The sequence below is a fragment of the Sphingobacterium sp. lm-10 genome (assembly GCF_023554555.1).
In the GTDB taxonomy this organism is placed as follows: domain Bacteria; phylum Bacteroidota; class Bacteroidia; order Sphingobacteriales; family Sphingobacteriaceae; genus Sphingobacterium.
Genome location: NZ_JAMJWC010000001.1, coordinates 1897006 through 1918759, shown reverse-complemented (window position 1 = coordinate 1918759; position 21754 = coordinate 1897006). Strand labels below are relative to the sequence as shown.

Genomic DNA, 21754 nt, shown 5'->3' with positions numbered 1-21754 from the left:
AACCATAAACTATCTATGAATACAACACGCATTTGGGACTTAGCCATCTTTAAGCCCACCCTGACATGGATCTGTGCTGTCGGTCTGGCTCTTTCCGTTCAAGCACAGGAAAAACACATCTTTACCGAAGGACTTTTACTCCAGGTTCCATTTAATTATGGACGTGAAGCGGTATATGCCGACCCTTTGTTAGGACAGTTTTATCAACAAGGTTTTAGTAGCCCGGCAGAAGGACAGGCTTGGAGCAAATCTGCCGAAGAAGGCAATTCTTGGATGAAGATCTCGGCAGACACGTCAGGCTTCTTTCGTCCACAACGAAATGCCGGAGGCAATCTCAACAACCCAAACAATCCGCCCGGCCCAGGACGTATCGACCAACAAACTGCCAGAATGACCAATGCTAGTTCGACAACGCCGCCACCACAACGTCGTGGCTTTGGTTCGGGGTATTTGTACCTGACATATGATGCCTTGAAAAGTCAGGACGCGGTGCTCAATATTAAAGGCAATAGTGCCGTGTTGGTCAACGGAGAATTACACGCCGGTGACCCTTACCGCATGGGTTGGTTGCATATCCCGGTACGTCTTAAGAAAGGAAAGAATGAATTCTATGTGCGGGGCGTATTGGTAGCGGCAGAGTTGTCTTTCCCAGAAAAGCCACTATCGCTGGCTATGGAAGATGTTACGCTAGCAGATATCGTAAAAGGGCAGTATAATTCGGCGTTGAAAATCGGAGTGAACGTGGTCAATTCCTCGGGAAGGCCAACAACGAAAACGATCATTAGAACTACCGTAGGCGAGAAGATTTCTGAACAAGAGATCCCTGCTATTGCGGCGCATAGTGCTAGAAAAGTACTTGCAACGATTGATGCGTCTGCCGTGAACGAACTAGGAGACATCCCAGTATCTATTGCCTTAGTGCAAGCTGGGAAAGTGCAGGATGAGCAAATGCTACAGTTACGATCCGTAGAGAAAAATCAGTCCTATCGACAGACTTTTATCAGTAGCATTGATGGCAGTTTGCAGTATTACGCAGTGAATCCAGCGAAGGGTGGCGATGCCCAGGAGAAAGCTTTATTTTTCTCTGTGCATGGAGCTGGCGTAGAAGCACTCGGCCAGGCACAGGCCTATGAATCTAAAGAATGGGGGACGCTGGTAGCTCCAACCAATCGCAGACCAAGAGGCTTTAATTGGGAAGACTGGGGTCGACTGGACGCATTGGAAGTGTTGGGTTTAGCACAAAAAACAATACAACATGATCCGGCACGAGTTTATCTGACCGGTCACTCGATGGGTGGACACGGTACTTGGTTTCTGGGCGCTACATACCCTGACAAATGGGCGGCCATAGCACCCTGTGCTGGTTACCCAACCTTGAAAGGATATGGATCGGCAGATGGCATAATTCCCGATCAGGGCAGAAATGTGATGGAAAACACCTTGTTGAGATCCAGTAACCAAAGTGATGTAGTCGCTTACGCAACGAATTACAAACCATTAGGCGTATACGTGCTGCATGGAGATGCAGATCGTACTGTACCGGTTCATTATGCCCGTCAGATGCGTGACATATTAGGTGGTTTTCATCCGGATTTCAATTACTACGAGTACCCGGGGGGATCGCATTGGTATAGCAACGAAAGCGTAGACTGGAAGCCGCTTTTTGATTATTTCAAATGGCACAAGCGTAAATCTGCGGATGAGGTGCAGGAAATAGATTTCAAGACATCTAACCCAGGCATTTCGGCCAGCTATTATTGGGCAGCAATCCACCAGCAGCAAAAGGCTTTGGCATATTCTCACATCCAATTGTGGCGTGATCTCGAAGGCAAGCAAATTACCGGACGTACGGATAACGTGGCATTGTTGAAATTGGATATCTCGGGTTTTGGTCGAGAAGGGGTGTTGGTCTTGCATTTGGATAGTTTGGATGCATTAGAGGTACCTTTGTCGAAGCAACAAGATGGCACTATCTATCTTAAAAAGCAAGCAGAAGCATGGCAAATCGCCGATGCGCCAAGCTTAAGGGAAAAAGGCCCAAATCGGAATGGTACCTTTAAAGATGCTTTTCAACATACTATGGTTTACGTTTATGGCACGAAGGGCACCGCAGAAGAGAATGCTTGGGCTTGGGAAAAGGCACGCTATGATGCGGAGTCTTGGTATTATCGGGGAAATGGTGCTTTTGATATCGTGTCGGATAAGGATTTTGATCTGAAAGACTATGCAGATCGTAATATTATCCTGATCGGAAATGCTAAAACAAACAGTGCCTGGAACTCTTTGCTGGCTGATTGTCCTATTCAAGTTAGAACCGGAGAATTGAAGATGGGAGAGAAGGTGCACACAGCCAACGATCTGGGTGGTTATTTTGTATGGCCAAGGTCAGGAAGCGATATTCATTCGGTAGGTGTGATTACTGGAACCGGTATACAAGGTATGAAAGCGGCCACAGCAAATCAATACTTTGCCGGCGCCAGCGGATTCCCTGATTACATGTTTTTCTCTGTCGATATGTTAACTAATGGCGCGTCGGGATTGATTAATGTGGGTTTTTTCGATAACGATTGGTCGTTAAAGGATAGTGATTAATTACAACTATAGAATTAAATAGTGTACGAAGAAAGGCCATCTGTTAAGATGGCCTTTCTTATTCTAAACAGATCTTACATAGTTTAAGGCGTCGATTTTGAACTTTAACCGACATAAAAAAAGGCATCCTTACGAATGCCTTTTGCCTCTATTAAGATAGAAATTTTATGCTAATGTTGCAAAGGCGTCTTTAGTGAATCCTTTCAGTTTGTCCGTACGATTATTTTTAATTTTTTCAACCCAATTTGGATCTGCTAACAATGGGCGGCCAACAGCAATTAAATCAAAATCACCACGATCCATTCTGCGAACCAATTCATCTAAAGAACTAGGTTGCGAACTCTGTCCGGCAAAAGCACCAAAAAAGTCACCGTCTAAACCGACAGAGCCAACAGAAATAGTGGCTTTACCTGTAATTTTTTTAGCCCAACCTGCAAAATTCAAATCAGAACCTTCAAATTCAGACTCCCAAAAACGACGTTGTGAACAATGGAAAATATCAATTCCGGCACTTGACAATGGTGTTAACCACTGTTCCATTTCTTTTTCGTTTTTAGCCAATTTAAAGTTGTAGTCAGAAGGTTTGAACTGCGACAAACGAATGATTACCGTAAAATCTTCGCCAACACGTTTTCGTACTTCTTTGATGACCTCGACTGCAAAACGTGAGCGTTCCGCCAGGGTTTTACCTCCATAAATATCCGTACGGGTATTAGTACCATCCCAGAAAAACTGATCTATCAGATACTGGTGTGCACCATGGATCTCTACCGTGTCGAAACCTAACGCTTTTGCATCGGCCGCTGCTTGTCCGAATGCGGAGATGGTGTCGGCAATTGCAGCGTCGCTCATAGGAACGCCATTCTCAAAGCCGGGTCTTTGTAAACTAGAAGGTCCTTCGAAAGGTGTAGATGGCAGCCATCCTGATGCGTGATTTTCCATCACGCCCTGATGCCAGATTTGGGGCCCCATTTGTCCTCCCGAAGCATGCACGTCGTTGATTACTTTCTGCCATCCTGCTAATGCCTGATCACCATAAAAATGTGGAATATTCGGATCAGCAGATGAAGAAGGACGATTTATTACCGTTCCTTCAGATAAGATTAAGCCTACTTCGGCAGCGGCTCTCCTCGCATAATATGCAGCAACATCATCCGTAGGTATGCCATTTGGAGAAAACGATCTGGTCATGGGTGCCATCACGATTCTATTTTTTATGTTCAAAGATTTTAATTTGAACGGTTTAAATAAACTATCTGTATTCATATTACGCTATTTTTTATAATTCCGTATTAACAATTTTGCTTAAATTTTCTAATCCGATTTTATTACGTTTATAATATGTCCATTGTCCAACCCGGGACGCAATGACCAAATCTGCACGTTGTAGAATAGAAAGATACTCGGATACCGTACTTTGGGATAAACCTGTCTTTGCCTGAATCTGACCAACGCACACGCCGACCACTTCAAAGTCTGCGTTTGATTGATGTGGAAAATGTTCCGCAGGTGCTTTAAGCCAATTCAAAATATCTAATCGTGTTTGATTTGATAGGGCTTTAAATACTTTCACTCGATCCATATGACAAAGATATATCGACCTTTCCCGATATTCCAATATTATATTTAAACTTTACATTGCTGTGTAGATAGCTGCGAAAAAAGCCCATCTATCGAAGATAGATGGGCTTGACTGTATATTATTGGGTAACGTTAATTACTGCTTTTTCGCCCACCAAAGAGGGGTAAGTACAGCATCTGGTCCACCAAGTGCAGCCACAGCCTGATTATATCCAGCTTCGTTGTTATTACGTAAGGTAGATGGATAGTTTACACGTTGTGGGAAGAACCGCACACTACTCGTCATAAAATTGTTAGCGTTCAAATCGGGCATGGTTATAATAGGTTGCTCGACAGCTGGATTTTCGAAGAATGGCAATCCCAGACGACGATGATCACTCCAGGTTTCCAGTGGCAAATATGGATTTTGCGCAATGAATTTTTGAGTAATAATTTTTGTCAATTGGTCATTCCGAAATGCACCATCACGATACAAACCATTTGATGGATAGCGAATCTGTACTGTTCCCGTAGCACCACTTTCTCCATTGACGAACTGCATCGCGTGTGTATTTCCTGGCTCAACAGTATGTGCCCAAGCGACAGATGTTCCGACACGGTTGTATCCAGTACTGGTTAGGTAAGTCGCCGCATGTGTCGACAGGTTCCAGTAATTGAAATTGGCGGTAACACCTGCTTCATAGGCCGCTTGAGCAGACATAGGTACTGTCCAGCCGCGAACGGCTGCTTCTGCAATTAAGAAATTAGACTCCCAATTGGCAAAAAATACACGACGCTCAGATCCATTTCTAAATTTATTGATTAGACGTGGCATGGTACCTGGCCAAGATCTGACCTGGTTACGCGAAGCTTTGGCTGCCCAGTCGCCTGGAGCAAAAGCATTCCAGGTAAATGAAGCATTTATGGCGCGGAAAGTCGTCGTTCCATCGTTGTTCAGCAAATTACGTGTCGTCGCACGCGCTGTTGCTTGATCTGGATTGAAATTGAATTGCGCGTTATTGAAGTCGCCTGGAATCGCAAAGCTGGCATAAGCACGCGGATCAATCACGGCTGGTAGGCCATCCAACCAATACCCCGCTGATGGATCATTCGTTGCGGTAGCGAAGTGATTAGGATAGTAAATCCCAATATAATTTTCTGGTTTAATATGCTCTGCATACGAAGCTCCCAAAGAAGTGGATGTATTGATGCCCCCAAGACCAAGGTATAAATTATTTAGTGTGGAACTTAGTACAAATGGATTCCAAGTACGTGTCATAACTCCTGCTAAAGGACTGTACGCAGTACCCAACTCCGCAACAGCAAACATGTCATCTGCAGCGGTAATATACGGTTGAGAAGCTGCTGCCTCGAATTCACTGCGTGCTTTGGCCGCGTCAACCTCAGACATGCGCATTGCCAAACGCATGCGCATGGAATTCGCATATTTCTGCCATTTAGCGAAATCAAATTCGTAAGCGGGATCGAATCGACGTATATTAGAAGGTACCACCACTGCTGTATTCAGTGATTCGCTGGCTTCTCTCAATTCGGTCAGCAAAAAGCTATACACATCCTGCACACTGGAATAGCTGGGATTTTCACCTTGCCATCCGTCTAGAGGAATAGGGCCAAACGTGTCACTTAATTCGCTCATCAAATAAGCGCGCCAGATCCTGGCCACTTGCAACATATTTGCTGTGTAAGTTTGTTGCGTACCTGCCGCCGTCTGCTCATTAGCAACGGTAATAGCACTATTAATTCCAGCCAACCATCCAGACATATAGCTGCGGCCATAGTAATCGGAAGACCACCCATCGTTATGAGCACCATTCACGATGCCACCACCCAATTGTTGGCGTCCTGCTGTTTTCCAGTATAGTACAAATATCCGTTCGGCGATGTGGGGGTCCTGTTGCGCACCAATAATAGAACCGTTGATAAAGTATTCTACTTGCACCTGTTGAGAATTTGCTCCATTGGGATCAATGTTCAATTCCTCAAAATCTTTACAGGAGGACAGTAATGCTAGCGATGCTAACATCGAAACCATTCCTCTTTTTATTGTTATTTTCATATCAAAATCTCTTTAAACCATTAAAACCCTAGTGAAAAACCGAAGATAAATGAGCGCATTGTTGGAGGAGCACCATTTTCAAAGCCAATGGCGTTGGAGCCAGTAGCAAAGGTAGATTCCGGATCTATACCGTCTGTCTTACTGTGGATCATCCAAACATTATTGCACGACGCGAACACGCGTGCACTTTGAAATACAGAATTACCTAATACCTTTCTAGGAAAATTATAGTTCAGTTGCACATTACGTAAGCGGATATTTGTTGCGTCATATAGGTATTCCTCATGTATACCTAAGTTATTAGCGGTCGCGATGGCATTGTAATATTGTTGAGGAGTTACAGAGGTTTCATTTGGGGTATAGTTGCCATTAGATCCTACTACGCCTGGCACAACAAAATTTTCCCTAGCGCCATTAGCTGCAGTGATCTCGGCAGTACCCACACTTTGCATCCCCCGATGCGTCCCAAGATACATCATCCCTCCAAATCGCGCATCCACTTGAAACGACAATCCAAAGTTCTTGTAGGAGATATTGTTAATTAAACTAACCATTTCTCGTGCTTGTTGCTCCCCCAAATATTCAGGATCTTGTGCACGGATTGGGAGTCCTTGAGCGTTCAGCAAGAGCTGTCCCGCATATTGACTTGCCACGTCGTCAACCCGACGATAGCGGTGTCCCCAAATCTCCCCGTACATTCCACCGGTTCTGGCAATAAAAGCTAAATCGTCAAATCCTCCTATCGGATAACGATCTATATCAAATTCTGCTGCGATATCCTCTACAGAGTTAATGTTACGGCTTAGATTGAGTGTAGCATCCCATCGAAATGAACTTTCTCTATTTATAATGTTAGCGTTGGCCATCAACTCCCAGCCCTTGTTCTGGATATTTCCACCATTAATTTTCCGACTTTCGAAACCGCTTGACGGATCGAGTGGTAAATTGATCAACTGATTGAATGCATTGGATTTATACCAACTTAAATCTAACGATAAACGGTTGTTAAATAGACGCAATTCTCCACCAAATTCAATATTACGAATCAGCTCACTTCTTACCATTGGATCATAAAAAACTGACTGTGGATTAGCGGTAACATTGCCATTAGGATCACCTCCGATACCATATACATTATACAATTGGTATGGCCCCATATCGTTACCCACCTCGGCGTATGACGCACGTAATTTCGTGAAACTTAACCAAGAAGGAAGGTTTCCACCTGCTTTGGTGATTTGTTCGCTTAACACATACGATAGGTTGAACGAAGGGTAGAAGAAGGAACGGTTGTCTGGATGCAAGGTAGAAGTCCAGTCATTTCTAAGTGTTGATTCTAGGAAAATAAAGGAATCGTAATTAATTCCGAACGACCCGAACACCGAGTTGATTTTTCGTTCAGAATAAAATGGCGATATGCTTGGCGCTCCAACAGAATTGTTGGGAGTGAATAGGTTTGGAATTTGCAATTCACCCACATTGACATTCAGACCGTCAGACTTTTGATGCATTAAGTTGCCTCCAAAAGTGGCATTACCTCCGAATTTTCCAAAGATATTATCCTTTTGAGCGATAAGTAACGCTTGATAGTTAGTCTCTCGGAATACATTTTTTCCGGTACTGAAGCTTCCATTTACAGAGGATGGTCCACCAGCACGCACGCGCGTTTGTGTGTTATTGGTATACAAATCGGCTCCTGCCTTAAATTCACCTTTTAACCAATCATTGAACTGATATCCCAAAGATCCGTTTAATAGGAAACGATCGCGTTGATCTTCGTTGCGATCATTATCTAAGCGCCAGTAGGGGTTGAAAGTGGCTGCCCCGCCTCTGTACCAGATCATCTGGCCGAATTCATTGACATTGTCTTCAAAATCCAGAATATTCAATGATCTAGGCATCATTTGTAAAGCATAAATACTACTCCAGTCACGACCATTAATCGGGCGATTTACTCCTTGTGTATTACTATATTGTACCTTTACATCCGTCGTCCAACGTTCATCAGCACCAAATTTAGTTCCCATCCGAGTTGTTAAATTTGTTCGAGTGAAGCGGTTTGTTGGCAAGATGCTGCGATTGTCAAGCCTGTTAATAGCAGTATAGACACTGGTGTTTCCGTACTGCTGTTGAAATGCCACATTGTGGTTTTGTGTAGTACCATTTTGCAGATAGGCATTCAAATTGTCGCGAGCTGCTAATGCTTCCTCCTGCCCATTCCATTTTGTGACCGTCTGCCCTTCAATACGTGGACCCCAGCTTAAAGGACTTGTAGGGTCAAAAGCCCCAGCATCTCCCTGGCCAAAAGAGTTTTGAAATTTTGGTTGCATAAAAATTGTCTCGACCCCCATGTTGGACGAAGCCGTAATGCCCAATCCAGCTTTTGTGCGACCAGATTTAGTGGTAATTAAAATGACGCCATTACCTGCGCGCGTGCCATACAAAGCTGCCGCTGATCCACCTTTTAGTACGGTCATACTTTCAATGTCATCAGCGCTAATATCGCCTAAGCCATTCCCCATATCCAGGCCTGCTCCGAAATAGCCGTTTTCTGTCGTTCCGGTAAAGTTATTCATCGGAATACCATCGACTACAATTAGGGGTTGATTGTCGCCCGTAAGAGAACTAAAACCACGTAGGACAATCTTTGCAGACCCTCCAGCTCCGTTGCTCGAACGAGCGACCTGCAAGCCTGCAGCTTTACCAGAAAGCGCATTGGCCAAATTGGCTTCGCGCGTTTCCAATAATTCAGCACCACCGATTTCTTGCACGGCATAGCCTAGAGATTTTCGCTCACGTTTGATGCCCAATGCGGTAACGACTACTTCCCCGATGTCGCCCGTATCCTCGCTAAGCAATACATCTTGCCTTGTCGATGTTATCATTACTTCTCTGGCTGAATAACCCAGTCTGGAAAACCGAACGACTGAACCGTTGGCAGCTTGGATACTATAATTGCCATTAGCATCTGTTTGTGTTTGCCGATCCGTGCCAGTGATACTCACTGTGACACCCGCCATCGGTCCATTTGCATCTGTCACCCTCCCAGTAACAGTTTGCTGTGCATAGGCGGCTGATATGCTAATAAGCATAACGAGCAGCATGTTGCAACAAGTGATGTAAAATTTACTCATATTGATTATTGTTTGGTATAGTTAAGTTCTTTTTCAATTACAAACTTTGAAAGTCTGCGTTTTCTATGGCCAGGCAGGCACCACCCAATATTTGAGGGTTTTCTATTTCCGACATAGAAAATTGTGTCTGCATCCGCAGTCGTTCTATCGTGTACTTTCTTAAGGAAGTTTGTATCGTACCAGGAAGAATATCTCCTAACCGAGCTCCTCGGCCGCTAAGAATGATATGTTCTGGGTTAATGATGTGGATTAAGGTTGCTAACCCTTTACCAATAGCATAGGCGATCTGATCTACAGCAGATAAAGCCAATTGATCACCTCGTTTGGCGGCATCAATGATACACTCACCCGTTATATATCCTCGGTGAGTATATGCTTCGGCTAGTAGAGATGGTTCGCCGTTTGCTAGTCGCTCAGTGGCGTAACTGACTGCAGAAAGAAGGGATGCTTCTACTTCCAAACAACCTCTCTTGCCACAAGAGCAAAGTGTGCCTTTGTCGGAAAGGGGAATATGACTGAATTCTCCAGCAAAACCACTATGTCCCCGAAAAAGCTTTCCATCGATGATCATACCTAAACCTATACCCCAGTTTAAATTGACCACAAGAATATCTTTCGATTCCCGATTCCGACCAAAACGTTTTTCGGCAATAGCTATTGCCGCAGAATCGTTCTCTAACAAAGTCTGTATACCGAAGGTCTTTTCTAGTTGTTTTTTGATATTATGAAATGGATTCCCTGGAGGATAAGATGCGTTAATTCCTTGATCAGCATTCACAAAACCAGGAGAAGTTAACCCGATTGCGAATATTCTACGGGAACCAGCGATCGCTTTCACTTCGGTAATTAGGGATACTAGCTTATCATAAGCTAAAGGATCAGTCAGTGCATTTTTTATCGTTTTTACAGGGCTGAAGTACGAATGGTCGAAATTCAAAAGTGCGACACTGCTGTAATATTGATCAATTGCTACCGATAGAATAAGGGGGAGCTGATTTACCTGGAGTTGGTATTGCAAGGCACGTCTACCCCCAGTAGATGGACCCAATCCAACCGTGTCTACTAAGCCCTCTGTAGCCAATTCATTTAAAATCTTGGTCGCACTAGGGATACTCCGATCTATGGTCGAGGCAATTTCGCTTACAGATTGTAAGGGTCGAAAGCATAAGGCTTTCATAATGGAGATTTTGGTTTGACTCACAGATATAGGGTCTTAGCTTAAAGACAATTCATTAATAACGGTTGTAACAAAACTATTGATAAATCTTATAAATCAAAACGCTATTTAAAAATTTTAAGAAGTTTATGACCTCGTATATGGGAATTTTATAAAAGTTTGCGAGACTATTTATAATACGGGTATATTTTTTTTAGATCAGATGGAGCATAGTGAAGGCTTATTGATCTTGTAAAAGGAAGCAGTAAATTGAGGTATAAATAGTATAAAAGGGATCTGTTTCCACACAAGCACCGTAGTAGAATACAGTACAAATGCATTTAACACAAAAAAGGAGCATCTATAGATGCTCCTTTTTTGTGTTAAATGCTATAGGCGTTTTATTCGGATGTTTCGGAAAAAAACTTCCGATCCGTGGCCTAGAAAGCCGAGGTGTCCTTTACTATTTTTAAGGCCTGGATGGTCTTTCCCATCTAGCGTTCCGTTTTTGGAAGCTTCGGCAAGGTCGCCTTCTAAGATTACCTGGCCATTCAGTGTCACCGTTATCTGATTGCCCTTCACATAGATTTCTTGCGTATTCCATTCGCCAAGGGGTTTCATCCCTTCACGTTTTGCGGTAATGATTCCGTAAGCAGATCCATGATATTGATATTCTTTCAAATTCTTATAGATATCGGCATCATTGTCCAAAATTTGGATTTCCGTACCTACATAGGCTGCATCTCCTTCTAAAGGTGTACGAATACCTACACCATTATTGGCGCCTGGTGTCAACTTAAAATCAAAACGGTACACGAAATCTGCAAACTCTTCTTTGGTGTACAAGTTTTTTCCAAACTTGGCATCTGGATTAGCACGTAGATAACCTTCTGGGGTGATTTCATAAGCGGTGGATTCGGTCCATTTATCTAAGTTCGTGCCATCAAACAGCATCTCAAAGCCCTCTTGCTGTTCAATGCCTGTTACCTGAAATATTTCTTTACGTGGCAGCTCTTTTAAATAGATGTCCCGATACCAAACTTTAGAGCCGTGAGCCTGCAGTTCAATTTGTTCCATTGGAAAAATAGGTTTGCTTCGATCCCAGTAGTTTTCCAGTACGGTACTGTCTACAACTTGTTCGCCGTTTAACCAAACCCATACCTTATCGCCCACCATCTTAATTTTAAAGGTGTTCCATTCGCCAAGGGGATTATCGGCCACTTTTAACGGATCTTTTGCGTGCGATTGGTTATTATATAATCCGCCAGAGCCTACCTGCGCTCCAACGTTCACGCGAGAAGTATCCCAAATTTGTACTTGAGGTGTTCCACGGAGGTAGATGCCTGCATCGGGTTCTTCTCCTTGAGGATCAAGCTTCCAGTCTACTAACATCTCGAAATCACCGTATTGCTTATCTGTCGCGATATTGTCGCCTTTACCACGAAAGACTAACATGCCCTTTTCGGCAGTCCAGTTGGCTCGCATATCCTGATCCGCTGCCGTCTGCTTTTTGGCCAACTCTTGGGCAGATAGGGTATTTCGTTTAACTGGATTTTCAACCAACCCTTTCCAACCTTTTAAATCCTTTCCGTTGAACAACTTGGAGTAACCTTCTGTGGAAGGCATTTCCGCCAAGTGGCGCTCGATTGCTGCAGAAAGATAAGCACTTTCATCGCCCGCCAGATTAGTCATTGCTTGAGTCAACAGTTCTTTAACAATCGTTCCCGAAAATTGACGATTATCCAATGCAATATTCATCACCGTACCAGTCGCCTGGCGTTTTAATTCGGGGTCGGTTAAAAATTGACCCGCAAAGACTAGGGCTTGGAATGTACCGGTTGCTTGTAAGCTTTGCAAGACCCTACGTTTTTGAGCGCTGCTTTCTGATCGCTCGAAAGCGTCCTTCAAATAAAGGGTTTTCTGGTCAGGTGTGGCGGAGCTGCGGTTAATTTGATGAATTAAACCCGTTAAAACTAGATCAAGCGATGCTCCTTTTTCCTGACGGGAGAGTGTAATCAAGTCCGGTAAAGTAGTTGGTGCAGACCAACTAGCTAAGGTTTGTATTGCTATTTTACGGGTTTGTGGTTGGTTTAACGCTTGTTGTACACGCGATAGGGCATGATCATCACCAACACCGGCAAATACAGGGAAGAGGAGAGACATATGTGCCTGATCTTCCAAGGAAACGTTTGAGGCTAATTGTTGTATTTTTTCCGCTTTATCAGGACGCGCCTTCAGCGAAATCACCAATGCCTCTTGCACATAAGGAAGATCCTTTGCAGAAACATGGTTGAAAAGCGACAGAAGCGTATCTAGATTTTCAGCTCTTGCTAATGAAGGCAATGTTTTGTAGGCCTCTTGGTGTACCAGGGAATCTGTCGAGGAAAGTAATGGTAATACAGCTAGCGTGGATTCTTCGTCCGAGCGAGTAGACAAAAACTGCAACAAAATAACCTGTGTTTTTGGATCTGCATTAGGCAGCGCAGCTTGTACCGCTTGTACTGTCGTTGGATCTTGGACACTCAAAAGTAAACCTTTTATGGCTGCTTTGCCTTCCTGATCCACCTGTGGCAATTGCTGAATCATCAGCTTTGCTGCTGAGGCATTTTCCAACCGGGATAGCGCATGTAAAGCAGCCACCTTCGGACGGCTATCTTGGATGTTGCGGAGGTTGTCTTCTATTTGTTTGCCATATTTTACTTCTCCTTGTCGACCTAGATAATTGTATAAGCTTTCCTGCACATCGGGCGAGGCATTCTTTGTCATAGCGAGCAATGCACGGTTTTCTTTGTCTTTACCGTATTTATGCAACAAGTTTAGTGCAATATCGCGGTACATGGCATCAGGAGATTGAACTCCAAGCAATATTTCTTTTTTAGCTTTTCCATAGTTTATCGAGCTAGCTATGGCTAATGCTCGTCCTTTCAGTGCTGTTGATGTCGTACTATTCGCTTTTTGGAAGATGGTATTCGTTATTCTTTCAGCGCCTTTCTTATCCCCTTCAGCTAGGCGATTTGCCGCATAGTCTAAGCTGAGGGAAGCTACATTAGTCGGCTCATACGCGTATACAGCTTCTGCCGCTTTATCCAAAAACAATTTTTCGGATTGTTCACCAGCGATTTTGCTCAGCGCGATGTAAGCATTGCGCCGAAAAGTGGTATTATCGTACTGATTAATGCTGGCGATGATATCAGATTCTGCTTGCTTCGCTTTTAGATCACCCAACGCAGTTATTGTGGCGGTGGCTTGCTTTTCGTTTTTGGCATTTTGCAAAGCTGTCATCAGCGCATCTACAGCTTCGGGGGTACCGATAGCATGAAGTGCAAGCGCGGCATCATCGACCAACTTGTCGTCAGACAAATAGGGAGCGATAGCGGGTATATTTACTGAATTGGCAACCTTTTTCAATAACTCCAATACAAATGCTTTTTTCTCGTCTTGCTTCAATAGCGCGAGGCCCGAGCACAGTCCGTCTGCATAGACCTTCCGCGAGCTTTCTTTGCCCTCTTGCATCACATAATAAGCATAGGAGTTGAGCGCGTAAGTGATGGGGCTAATGTTCGTGTTTTTGCTTTCGATCTCTTGCACCATGCTCCCGATTTCTGCCGCCGTAAAATGCTCCATCTCTTGCATTGCTGTGGAGAATGCAACTTGGTCTTCGGCAGGCTGCTGCATGAGTAGGTCAGCTATCTTGGTGGCTGTTGTTCTATCTTTAGGAAGTTGCGCATTGGCCACTGTACTTAACAACAGGAATACGAGTAGGGTATAGTTAATTCTTTTCATGAGTGTCTTTTAAATAGTCCAAGGTCCTCGCATCGGTTGATTAATCAGGCGATTTGCACCTGGATCTCCTACAAATTCTTGTTTGTCGGAATCGTAATGTAGGGTACGGTTCAATCGTAGTGCGGCCAATCCAAGATTAACCAGCGTGGCCGAATAGTATCCGTTTTCCTCATTCAGTGCGAACTTCTGTCGCGATCTACAAGATTCCATAAAATCATCTACCTGTGGAGCGGGATCTGGATACTGTGATAACTTCCGCTCTAAGTCAGGAATATCGGAAACAAAACCTTTGAATAGTTTTCCATCCGGGCCTTCTATATACGGTTTTCCTACTTCTGATCCTGCTCCGTCCAAGATAATCTGGCAACCATCAGCATAAGTGTAGATGATTTTCCGCCAGGTGCCGACGGCATCGTAGTGCTGTTGTGGTGCATCTACTTCAATCTTGATCGGACTCTCATTGTCTTTTCCTAAGAAATATTGTACTGGATCTAAATAATGCTGCCCCATATCGCCGAGACCGCCACCATCGTAATCCCAATAACCGCGAAAGGTAGTATGTACGCGATGCGCACTGTATGGTTTGTAAGGCGCTGGCCCCAACCATAGGTCATAATCTAACTCTGCTGGTACGTTTTCTTCTGGCAGATTTTCATTGCCCACCCAGTAAAACTTCCAGTCAAAGCCGGTGTGCTTACTGATTGTTACCTTTAGTGGCCATCCTAACATACCGGTATCGACCAGTTTTTTAATTTTTTTGACAGGTACCTGCATGCCATAGAAATCTCTATCGTATCGAAACCAGGTATTCAAACGAAACATATTGCCATGCTGTGCGATGGCTTCTTTTACTTTTTTTCCTTCGCCAATAGTCCGCGTCATTGGCTTTTCACACCAGATGTCTTTGCCTGCGCGTGCGGCATCCACCGCCATGATACCATGCCAATGTGGCGGTGTAGCAATGTGTACAAGATCCACTTTGGAGTCTTGAATGAGATCGCGATAATCCCGGTATTCGGTTGCCCGATCTTTCAATTGTTTTTGGGCGATGGCTAGATGGCGTGTGTCTACATCGCATATGGCTACCGTCTTGGTGCCGGCATAATCAAAATGTCCGCGACCCATGGATCCCACACCAATTACTCCTTTAGTAAGATGATCACTTGGCGCCAGAAAACCATTACCTCCCAGTACGTGGCGGGGTATGATGGTGAATGCCGCGGCACCTACCAATGCTTTTTTGATAAAATCGCGTCTTATTATTTTCGTTGATGTCATGTTTTAGATATTTTGCGAACATACGTTCGTTTACTATTGGTGTAGAAGTAGATTGTACTAAATGAATGTATTAAGATAGAAAAAATATTACAAAAAGTTAAAGAACCCATCGCAACAGGGCTGTGACAGGTAGGTGATCGGACGCGTAATGCTCCTGTACGACATGATGTGACACGACTTCCCAAGAATCTTGATTTCTTAACAAGATAAAATCAATCGTTTTCTTCGGAGTGATAACGGGGATAGTGAATCCACAGGTAGTGCAAGTCGGTTTGAGTACCTTTTCGAATAGTGCAAATGCCTCTTGATCTGTCGTCATATTAAGATCCCCGGCGATTACCATCGGATGCTTGCTGTCTCTTGCGATACGAACTAATTCTTTTGCCTGCAAAGTGCGGTTTTGCGGGTCTCTTTGTGCATCTAAGTGGGTGGTCGCAAAAGTAATTAATTGCTGATTTCCCAAATCGATATCAACAGTCGCCAAGATTCGAGGTTCAGCGTTGGAGCTGGCGATAGAAGGAAGATGGTGTATCTGCGGATTGTTAAATGGTCGTTTGGAAAGTATCGCTTGTCCGTATTCACCTCCATCAAAATCGATGGCTTTTGCAAAATAATAATGCATGCTCAACGCTTTCGCTATCTGCTTTGCCTGATCAATGTGACCACTACGTTTGGTGCGTACATCCACTTCTTGCAAAGCAACTAGATCTGGATCTTCATTTCTAATTACGGCAATAATCGCCTCTATATCGATTTTGTCGGGTGTGCTCGGTGGGCTGGCGTGATGAATATTGTACGACATAATCTTCAACTGCTTTCCTGTTGTATTCATGGCTTTTTGCTTTGCATGCAAAGCCGCAGATGCGGTTGACAATAGTAAGCATAGGATCAGAAATTGGTTTATTTGATTCATATTGGTCTTTTTGATGATTAGTTATAAATGGCACGGCAGTATGAAATCTGCCGTGCCAATGATGATGTAAACACGAAGGGGTTACCAACCGGGATTTTGGCCCAAATTAGGATTTCGTTCCCACTGGGTTTGCGGTACTGGCCACAGGTAATTTTTTGGACTTTCAAAGGCGCGCGTCCACTGAACGACTAAATGCCCATCGGTACTTTTTCTATAGGTAGCAGCATTCAATTGAGGGAACCAGCTTGCTTTTACGCCTTCAATATCACGACCCAGCAATTCTCCTTGTTGCCAACGTCGCACATCAAAATAGCGGTGTCCTTCCAACGCCAATTCTACCCGACGTTCGCGCCTGATTTCTGCACGAATATCCATACCATGCTGTGCCAGAAAGCTTAAGTTCATGTGAACCATACCGACGCGATCGCGCAGTAGGTTAATGGAGATGTCGAGATCAGCTTGTGTCAATTTATTTTGCTCCAGTCTAGCCTCTGCGTAGTTGAGCAATACCTCCGCATAACGCATATGATGGATGTCATTATCATCTCTACTCACCAACCCTACGGCAGAAGGCTCCACATATTTTTTGTAATAATAACCCGTTGTCGTGACCGATCCGCGACCGTCTTGGCTAAATTTTGGCACTTGAAAGATGGTCGGGTCTGGATTTTGTGCTACCGGTCTACCATCAAATCTGCCACCCCACTTGTCACCCGGGACTAAGATGGTTTGGGTCATGCGGGGGTCTCTGTTTTTAAACACATCTGCATAGGCGGCATCGCTGTATAACGGAGACTTATCAATAGGAAGTCCATCGGCACATAGATAGGACTCTACGAGTGAACGTGTCGGCACAAAACGTGCAAATTGGTCAGGTACCTGGATTTCCCTACTTAGGTTATGCATAATCACATCCGTCAAATGTAGGCGCGCAAAGATGGTTTCTTTATTTCGTCCTCCAGCCAGTTTACCCGCACGGGTAAATAACTCCCAATAATTCGTTTGTGGATCACCCGTATTGTACAGTTCGTAAACGCCTAAATCCATTACGGCTTTAGCAGCCTGTTCAGCCACTTCATAGCGTCCGTAAGTAAGTGCGATGCGTGATTTCAGTGTTAAAGCCGTGCCCTTGCTTACGCGACCAAGATTCTGTCCGGTAGGAATAGCGCTAGGTAGTGCTGCGGCTGCAGCATCCAAATCCCCTAATAGGAAATCGACTACCTCTGATTGCGGAGTACGATCGTCGTATAGCTCTGGATCGTCGGGATTTAATGTTTTTGTGAGCAAGGGAATATCGCCATAGAAGGAGGTCAAGAAGCTATAGGCCAGTGCACGAATCACACGCACCTCTGCTGCTAATCGTTCTTTGGCACCAGGTTGGTTTTCGCTCGCTCCGGCGTAATTCTCCAAGAATGCATTGCATTCCCGAACATCTCGGTACATATTAGCCCATTCGCTGTTCACCGTAGGTTGTGTAACCGGAAATACTCCAGAACCAATATCCTTGTATTGATTGGTTGTTGGCCACATGGTATTCTCTGCTAAGTTTTCCATGTCCACGAAGTTTTTCGCTTTTACTCGAGAGTAAATAGCGGTCGCTGCCATCTCCAGATGTTCCTGCGTTTTCCAATAAGTCTCATTGACAATCTCATCTTGCGGCACTCGGTCCAGAAAATCGCTGCAACTTGCCATGCTGATTAGGCTGATTGCCGAAATAGCGAATGCCAACCTATTGTATGTTTTATATCGTAATGTCATTGCCGTCTATCTTAAATTTAAATTAATACCCAATACATACGTCTTTACTTGCGGATAGTATCCGCCCGTATTGCCGACAGGAACCTCTGGGTCATATCCATAGAAAAAGTCAGTTCTGGTCAGTAGATTATCTGCCGAAGCATACAAGCGCAATTTGCTGACGCGGAATCTTTCCATCCACTCCGGAGAGAAGGTATATCCAATCTGTATATTCTTCAGTCTTAAATACGAAGCATCTTCAATCCATTTGGAAGACAACCGCGTATTATGATCACGTAGGTATACCAATCGAGGATAGGAAGCATCTGGATTATCCGGGGTCCATCGATCCAAGTGCACCTCCTGTGGCATGGCACTGTTGTTCATAAATGGGTGTCGCGCGTTACCGGCGAGGTATCCATCAGCCTTACCTACGCCTTGTAGGAAAAAACTGAAATCTATGTTTTTATAGGATAAGTCGCCACGGAAACCATACGTGTAGCGTGGAATATCACTACCCAATACATGGCGATCGTTACCTACTGTGATTTCTGTTGCTTCGGGATCTGTCGGTACGTAGATCAAATCGCCCGGTCCCACAAGATCTCCGCGCTGAAACGGGAAGTTGGGAACCCGCTGCCCATTGACGATGCTGAAGTCGCTTTCCTGTGCGATACGGTCTACTTTGAATCCATAAAAAGCATCTAATGGATGGCCGACCAGACGGACACGATCCCCGAGGTTTACCGCGTAATCGTCTAAATGGGTAATTTTATTTCTGACGTCGGATAGGTTGAAGTTGGCGCGATAACTAAAATCACCGATATGATCTTGCCATCCGACGACCACTTCCCAGCCCTTATTTTGCATGGCTCCTGCATTTTGGGCAGGATAACCGGTGCCCACACCGATCACATCAGGTAATGGTGTATTGAGCAACAAATCACGGGTATTGTTGACAAAATATTCTCCCGTTACGTTTAATCGCTGACTGAAGAAGGCGAGGTCCATACCGATATTCATCTTTTCGGAAGACTCCCAAGACACGAGCTGGTTTGGAATAAAAGACTGCCGAAAGCCAACGCGACCGATATTACCGATTGGATTATTAGAGTTGACTTGGGCAGAAGATAGAATAGCCATAAAAGGATGATCGCGCCCAACGCGGTCATTGCCTTGCGTTCCATAAGAGAACCGGATTTTACCGAAATTCCATGTGTCGCGCAAGCTTTCAAAGAAGGTTTCTTCTGTAAATACCCATCCCGCGGAAAAGGAGCCAAACCAGTTCCAGCGAACATCCGGATGAAACCGAGAAGAACCATCCCGGCGGAAGTTACCTTCCAAAAGGTAACGGCCTTCATAGTCATAATTCACGCGACCGAAGAAAGACATCAAGGCATTTTGACTGCTTGAACTCTGATTTAGCTGGTTTTCGGTACCTAGCGCTAACGAAGGGAGATCGACCGGAAGATGTGTACGTGATGCACCAAAATCTGCTCCCACATTTTCTTCGACAGAATAACCCAATAAGCCGGTCAGGTGATGTTTTTCCTGAAATGTTCGGTCATAGTTGGCTGTTCCAATAAAGGTTTGGTATGTGCCAGAATAGTGATCCATATTAATTCTATTCGGAAAATTGGTTTGGTAGATCAGCTGGTCGTCATCTGGACTATAATAGTTGATGGTTTTAAGAAGCGTCGTTCTTTTTGAATTGTACTTCACTAGGCCGTACTGGCCTTTCAGATCCAAACCTTTTGCGATGTTTAATGTAGCACCCAAATTGGCGGTTATTTCCTGCGAGGTAAAACTATTTGTACCGCCATCTGTCGCAATGGCGACTGGATTGCTTTGTCCACCGTGGTAACCCCAGCTATTATTAGTAAACCGAACTGGCACGAGCGGGCGAATGCTTAATGCAGCTGAAAGTGCTCCTGTGCCCGATGCACTGCCATCATTAGAGCGATCTACATATCCAAGGTTACCGTCTATTTTAAGGCGATCTCCAATTTGTGTGTTCAGGCGGATACGCGCATTGTGACGGTGCGCTTTAAAATTGTCGCCTACTACTAATCCCCCTTCGTTGAGATAACCATATGATGCATAATATTGCGTGTTGTCGCTTCCACCGTTCAGACTTAGGTTGTGGTTTTGCTGTGGAGCACTTGCCCGGTATACTTCGTCAATCCAATTTGTGTTAGCGAAGTAATTGGGGTCGCTACCATCGCGTGCCATGGCAATTTGCTCTTCTGTGTAGGTTGGGTTAGTGCCGGCATTGATATTGGCTTCGTTTTGCAAAGTCATGTAATCTGCCGAACCTAGAAACTTAGGCAGAGCCGTAGGTGTTTGCTGCCCGAAATAGCTATTCAGGCTGATATTAGTTTGGCCGGATTTACCTTTTTTCGTGGTAACAATGATGACACCATTTGCACCTCGTACCCCATAAATAGAGGAAGAAGCGGCGTCCTTCAATACGGAAATACTTTCTACATCATCCGGGTTTAAGATATTGATGTTTCCTCCCGGAATACCGTCTATAACGATTAATGGATTCGCATCTCCCCAAGTGCCGACTCCACGAATACGAAATTGCGGTGCACGGTTGCCCGGTGTTGTATTGCCTGTATTTCTTACCGTCAAACCCGGCATCTGCCCCTGCAGGCCTTGTCCGATATTAGCAAGTGGTCTGCTTTCCAGTGCTTCGCCAGATATCGAGCTTACCGAACCCGTCAAATTTGCTTTTTTCTGTGTTCCGTAACCCACAACGACGACCTCGTCGATATTATCATTGCCTGGCTGCAAAATCACATTCATTTCGCCTGATCCTTGCACAGCTTGCTCTTTTGTGACAAAGGAGATATGCTGAAACACCAAGGTTGCATTAGGTTGACTTACTGCAAGACTAAATCTGCCATCCTGATCGCTTCCGGTACGTTGGCTTGCCTGACCTTTTACGGCAATATTTACTCCCTCAACAGGCTGAGCTGCCTGGTCAAGTACAACACCTCTTATGGTATATTGTTGCGTCTGGAATTTACGTGTCGTTGAGCCCTTTCCGCGGCGGATGATGATGTAGTCATCAAAAATTTTGTAATCAAGACCCTGCTCAGGAAGTAACCTATCTAATCCTTCCGTTAGGGCTACCGACTGGAGGTCGGTAGCTGGAATATAGATTTCTCCGATCTCTGAATGGTCATATACGAATCGATGTGGAATCTGCTTTTCAATCTTGCTAAGCAAGATGGTGAGTTTGGTCTGTGGCTCTCGTAGCGTAAATCGCTGTGCGTAACTGGTGGCGCCAACATTTGAAATGGATAGCAAAAGCGCTAGCACTACATATTTTGTAATTTCTAGGAAGCGATAAAATATATTTTTTACACTTCCACACACATTCAAATCAAAATGCATATTTTTAAATGGATTTTTGTTCGTTAAATAGGTGATTGGTACAGTTGCTTTAGGAACAGATCATTTTTTCAGAAGGTGTTGCTGCACCTTCTGTTTTTTTATCATACTGCCTAGCATTT

11 protein-coding genes are annotated in these 21754 nt (G+C 44.4%); 1 reads left to right on the top strand and 10 read right to left on the bottom strand.

The features are described 5' to 3' along the window. Positions 1 to 15: 15 nt before the first annotated feature. A complete protein-coding gene (locus M8998_RS07810; protein ID WP_249992015.1) occupies positions 16 to 2592 on the top strand; it encodes a carboxylesterase family protein in 2577 nt (858 codons plus the stop codon). Between the two features lie 165 nt (positions 2593 to 2757). Here M8998_RS07810 and M8998_RS07805 read toward each other — a convergent pair whose 3' ends face one another. The 10 genes from M8998_RS07805 to M8998_RS07760 all read right to left on the bottom strand — a co-directional run bounded on the left by M8998_RS07805 (position 2758) and on the right by M8998_RS07760 (position 21635). After that, positions 2758 to 3858, bottom strand: a complete 1101-nt coding sequence (locus M8998_RS07805) for an NADH:flavin oxidoreductase (RefSeq protein ID WP_249992014.1) — start codon at positions 3856 to 3858, stop codon at positions 2758 to 2760. Positions 3859 to 3871: 13 nt separating this feature from the next. Continuing rightward, complete coding sequence (locus M8998_RS07800) at positions 3872 to 4174, bottom strand: ArsR/SmtB family transcription factor (protein WP_249992013.1); 303 nt, start codon at positions 4172 to 4174, stop codon at positions 3872 to 3874. A gap of 135 nt (positions 4175 to 4309) precedes the next feature. Continuing rightward, positions 4310 to 6229: a SusD/RagB family nutrient-binding outer membrane lipoprotein gene (locus M8998_RS07795; RefSeq protein ID WP_249992012.1), complete on the bottom strand. Its 1920-nt coding sequence runs from the start codon at positions 6227 to 6229 to the stop codon at positions 4310 to 4312. Positions 6230 to 6249: 20 nt separating this feature from the next. Further along, positions 6250 to 9363 carry a SusC/RagA family TonB-linked outer membrane protein gene (locus tag M8998_RS07790; protein ID WP_249992011.1) on the bottom strand — a complete coding sequence of 1038 codons (3114 nt, stop codon included), beginning with the start codon at positions 9361 to 9363 and terminating at the stop codon, positions 6250 to 6252. Between the two features lie 37 nt (positions 9364 to 9400). Then, positions 9401 to 10540: an ROK family transcriptional regulator gene (locus tag M8998_RS07785; protein WP_249992010.1), complete on the bottom strand. Its 1140-nt coding sequence runs from the start codon at positions 10538 to 10540 to the stop codon at positions 9401 to 9403. Positions 10541 to 10909: 369 nt separating this feature from the next. Beyond that, a complete protein-coding gene (locus tag M8998_RS07780; RefSeq protein ID WP_249992009.1) occupies positions 10910 to 14302 on the bottom strand; it encodes a DUF1080 domain-containing protein in 3393 nt (1130 codons plus the stop codon). 9 nt (positions 14303 to 14311) lie between these two features. Continuing rightward, positions 14312 to 15580 carry a Gfo/Idh/MocA family oxidoreductase gene (locus M8998_RS07775; protein WP_249992008.1) on the bottom strand — a complete coding sequence of 423 codons (1269 nt, stop codon included), beginning with the start codon at positions 15578 to 15580 and terminating at the stop codon, positions 14312 to 14314. Positions 15581 to 15677: 97 nt separating this feature from the next. Beyond that, a complete protein-coding gene (locus tag M8998_RS07770; protein WP_249992007.1) occupies positions 15678 to 16493 on the bottom strand; it encodes an endonuclease/exonuclease/phosphatase family protein in 816 nt (271 codons plus the stop codon). A gap of 81 nt (positions 16494 to 16574) precedes the next feature. Beyond that, entirely contained in the window at positions 16575 to 18185 is a 1611-nt protein-coding gene (locus tag M8998_RS07765) for a RagB/SusD family nutrient uptake outer membrane protein (protein ID WP_249992006.1), read from the bottom strand. A 72-nt stretch (positions 18186 to 18257) separates the two neighbouring features. Then, complete coding sequence (locus tag M8998_RS07760) at positions 18258 to 21635, bottom strand: TonB-dependent receptor (protein ID WP_249992005.1); 3378 nt, start codon at positions 21633 to 21635, stop codon at positions 18258 to 18260. Between the last annotated feature and the right edge of the window lie 119 nt (positions 21636 to 21754).

Bases quoted from the DNA above. Each gene is read 5' to 3' on its own strand.
- M8998_RS07810 (WP_249992015.1), top strand. From the start codon at position 16: ATGAATACAACACGCATTTGGGACTTAGCCATCTTTAAGCCCACCCTG.
- M8998_RS07805 (WP_249992014.1), bottom strand. From the start codon at position 3,858: ATGAATACAGATAGTTTATTTAAACCGTTCAAATTAAAATCTTTGAAC.
- M8998_RS07800 (WP_249992013.1), bottom strand. From the start codon at position 4,174: ATGGATCGAGTGAAAGTATTTAAAGCCCTATCAAATCAAACACGATTA.
- M8998_RS07795 (WP_249992012.1), bottom strand. From the start codon at position 6,229: ATGAAAATAACAATAAAAAGAGGAATGGTTTCGATGTTAGCATCGCTA.
- M8998_RS07790 (WP_249992011.1), bottom strand. From the start codon at position 9,363: ATGAGTAAATTTTACATCACTTGTTGCAACATGCTGCTCGTTATGCTT.
- M8998_RS07785 (WP_249992010.1), bottom strand. From the start codon at position 10,540: ATGAAAGCCTTATGCTTTCGACCCTTACAATCTGTAAGCGAAATTGCC.
- M8998_RS07780 (WP_249992009.1), bottom strand. From the start codon at position 14,302: ATGAAAAGAATTAACTATACCCTACTCGTATTCCTGTTGTTAAGTACA.
- M8998_RS07775 (WP_249992008.1), bottom strand. From the start codon at position 15,580: ATGACATCAACGAAAATAATAAGACGCGATTTTATCAAAAAAGCATTG.
- M8998_RS07770 (WP_249992007.1), bottom strand. From the start codon at position 16,493: ATGAATCAAATAAACCAATTTCTGATCCTATGCTTACTATTGTCAACC.
- M8998_RS07765 (WP_249992006.1), bottom strand. From the start codon at position 18,185: ATGGCAAGTTGCAGCGATTTTCTGGACCGAGTGCCGCAAGATGAGATT.
- M8998_RS07760 (WP_249992005.1), bottom strand. From the start codon at position 21,635: ATGCATTTTGATTTGAATGTGTGTGGAAGTGTAAAAAATATATTTTAT.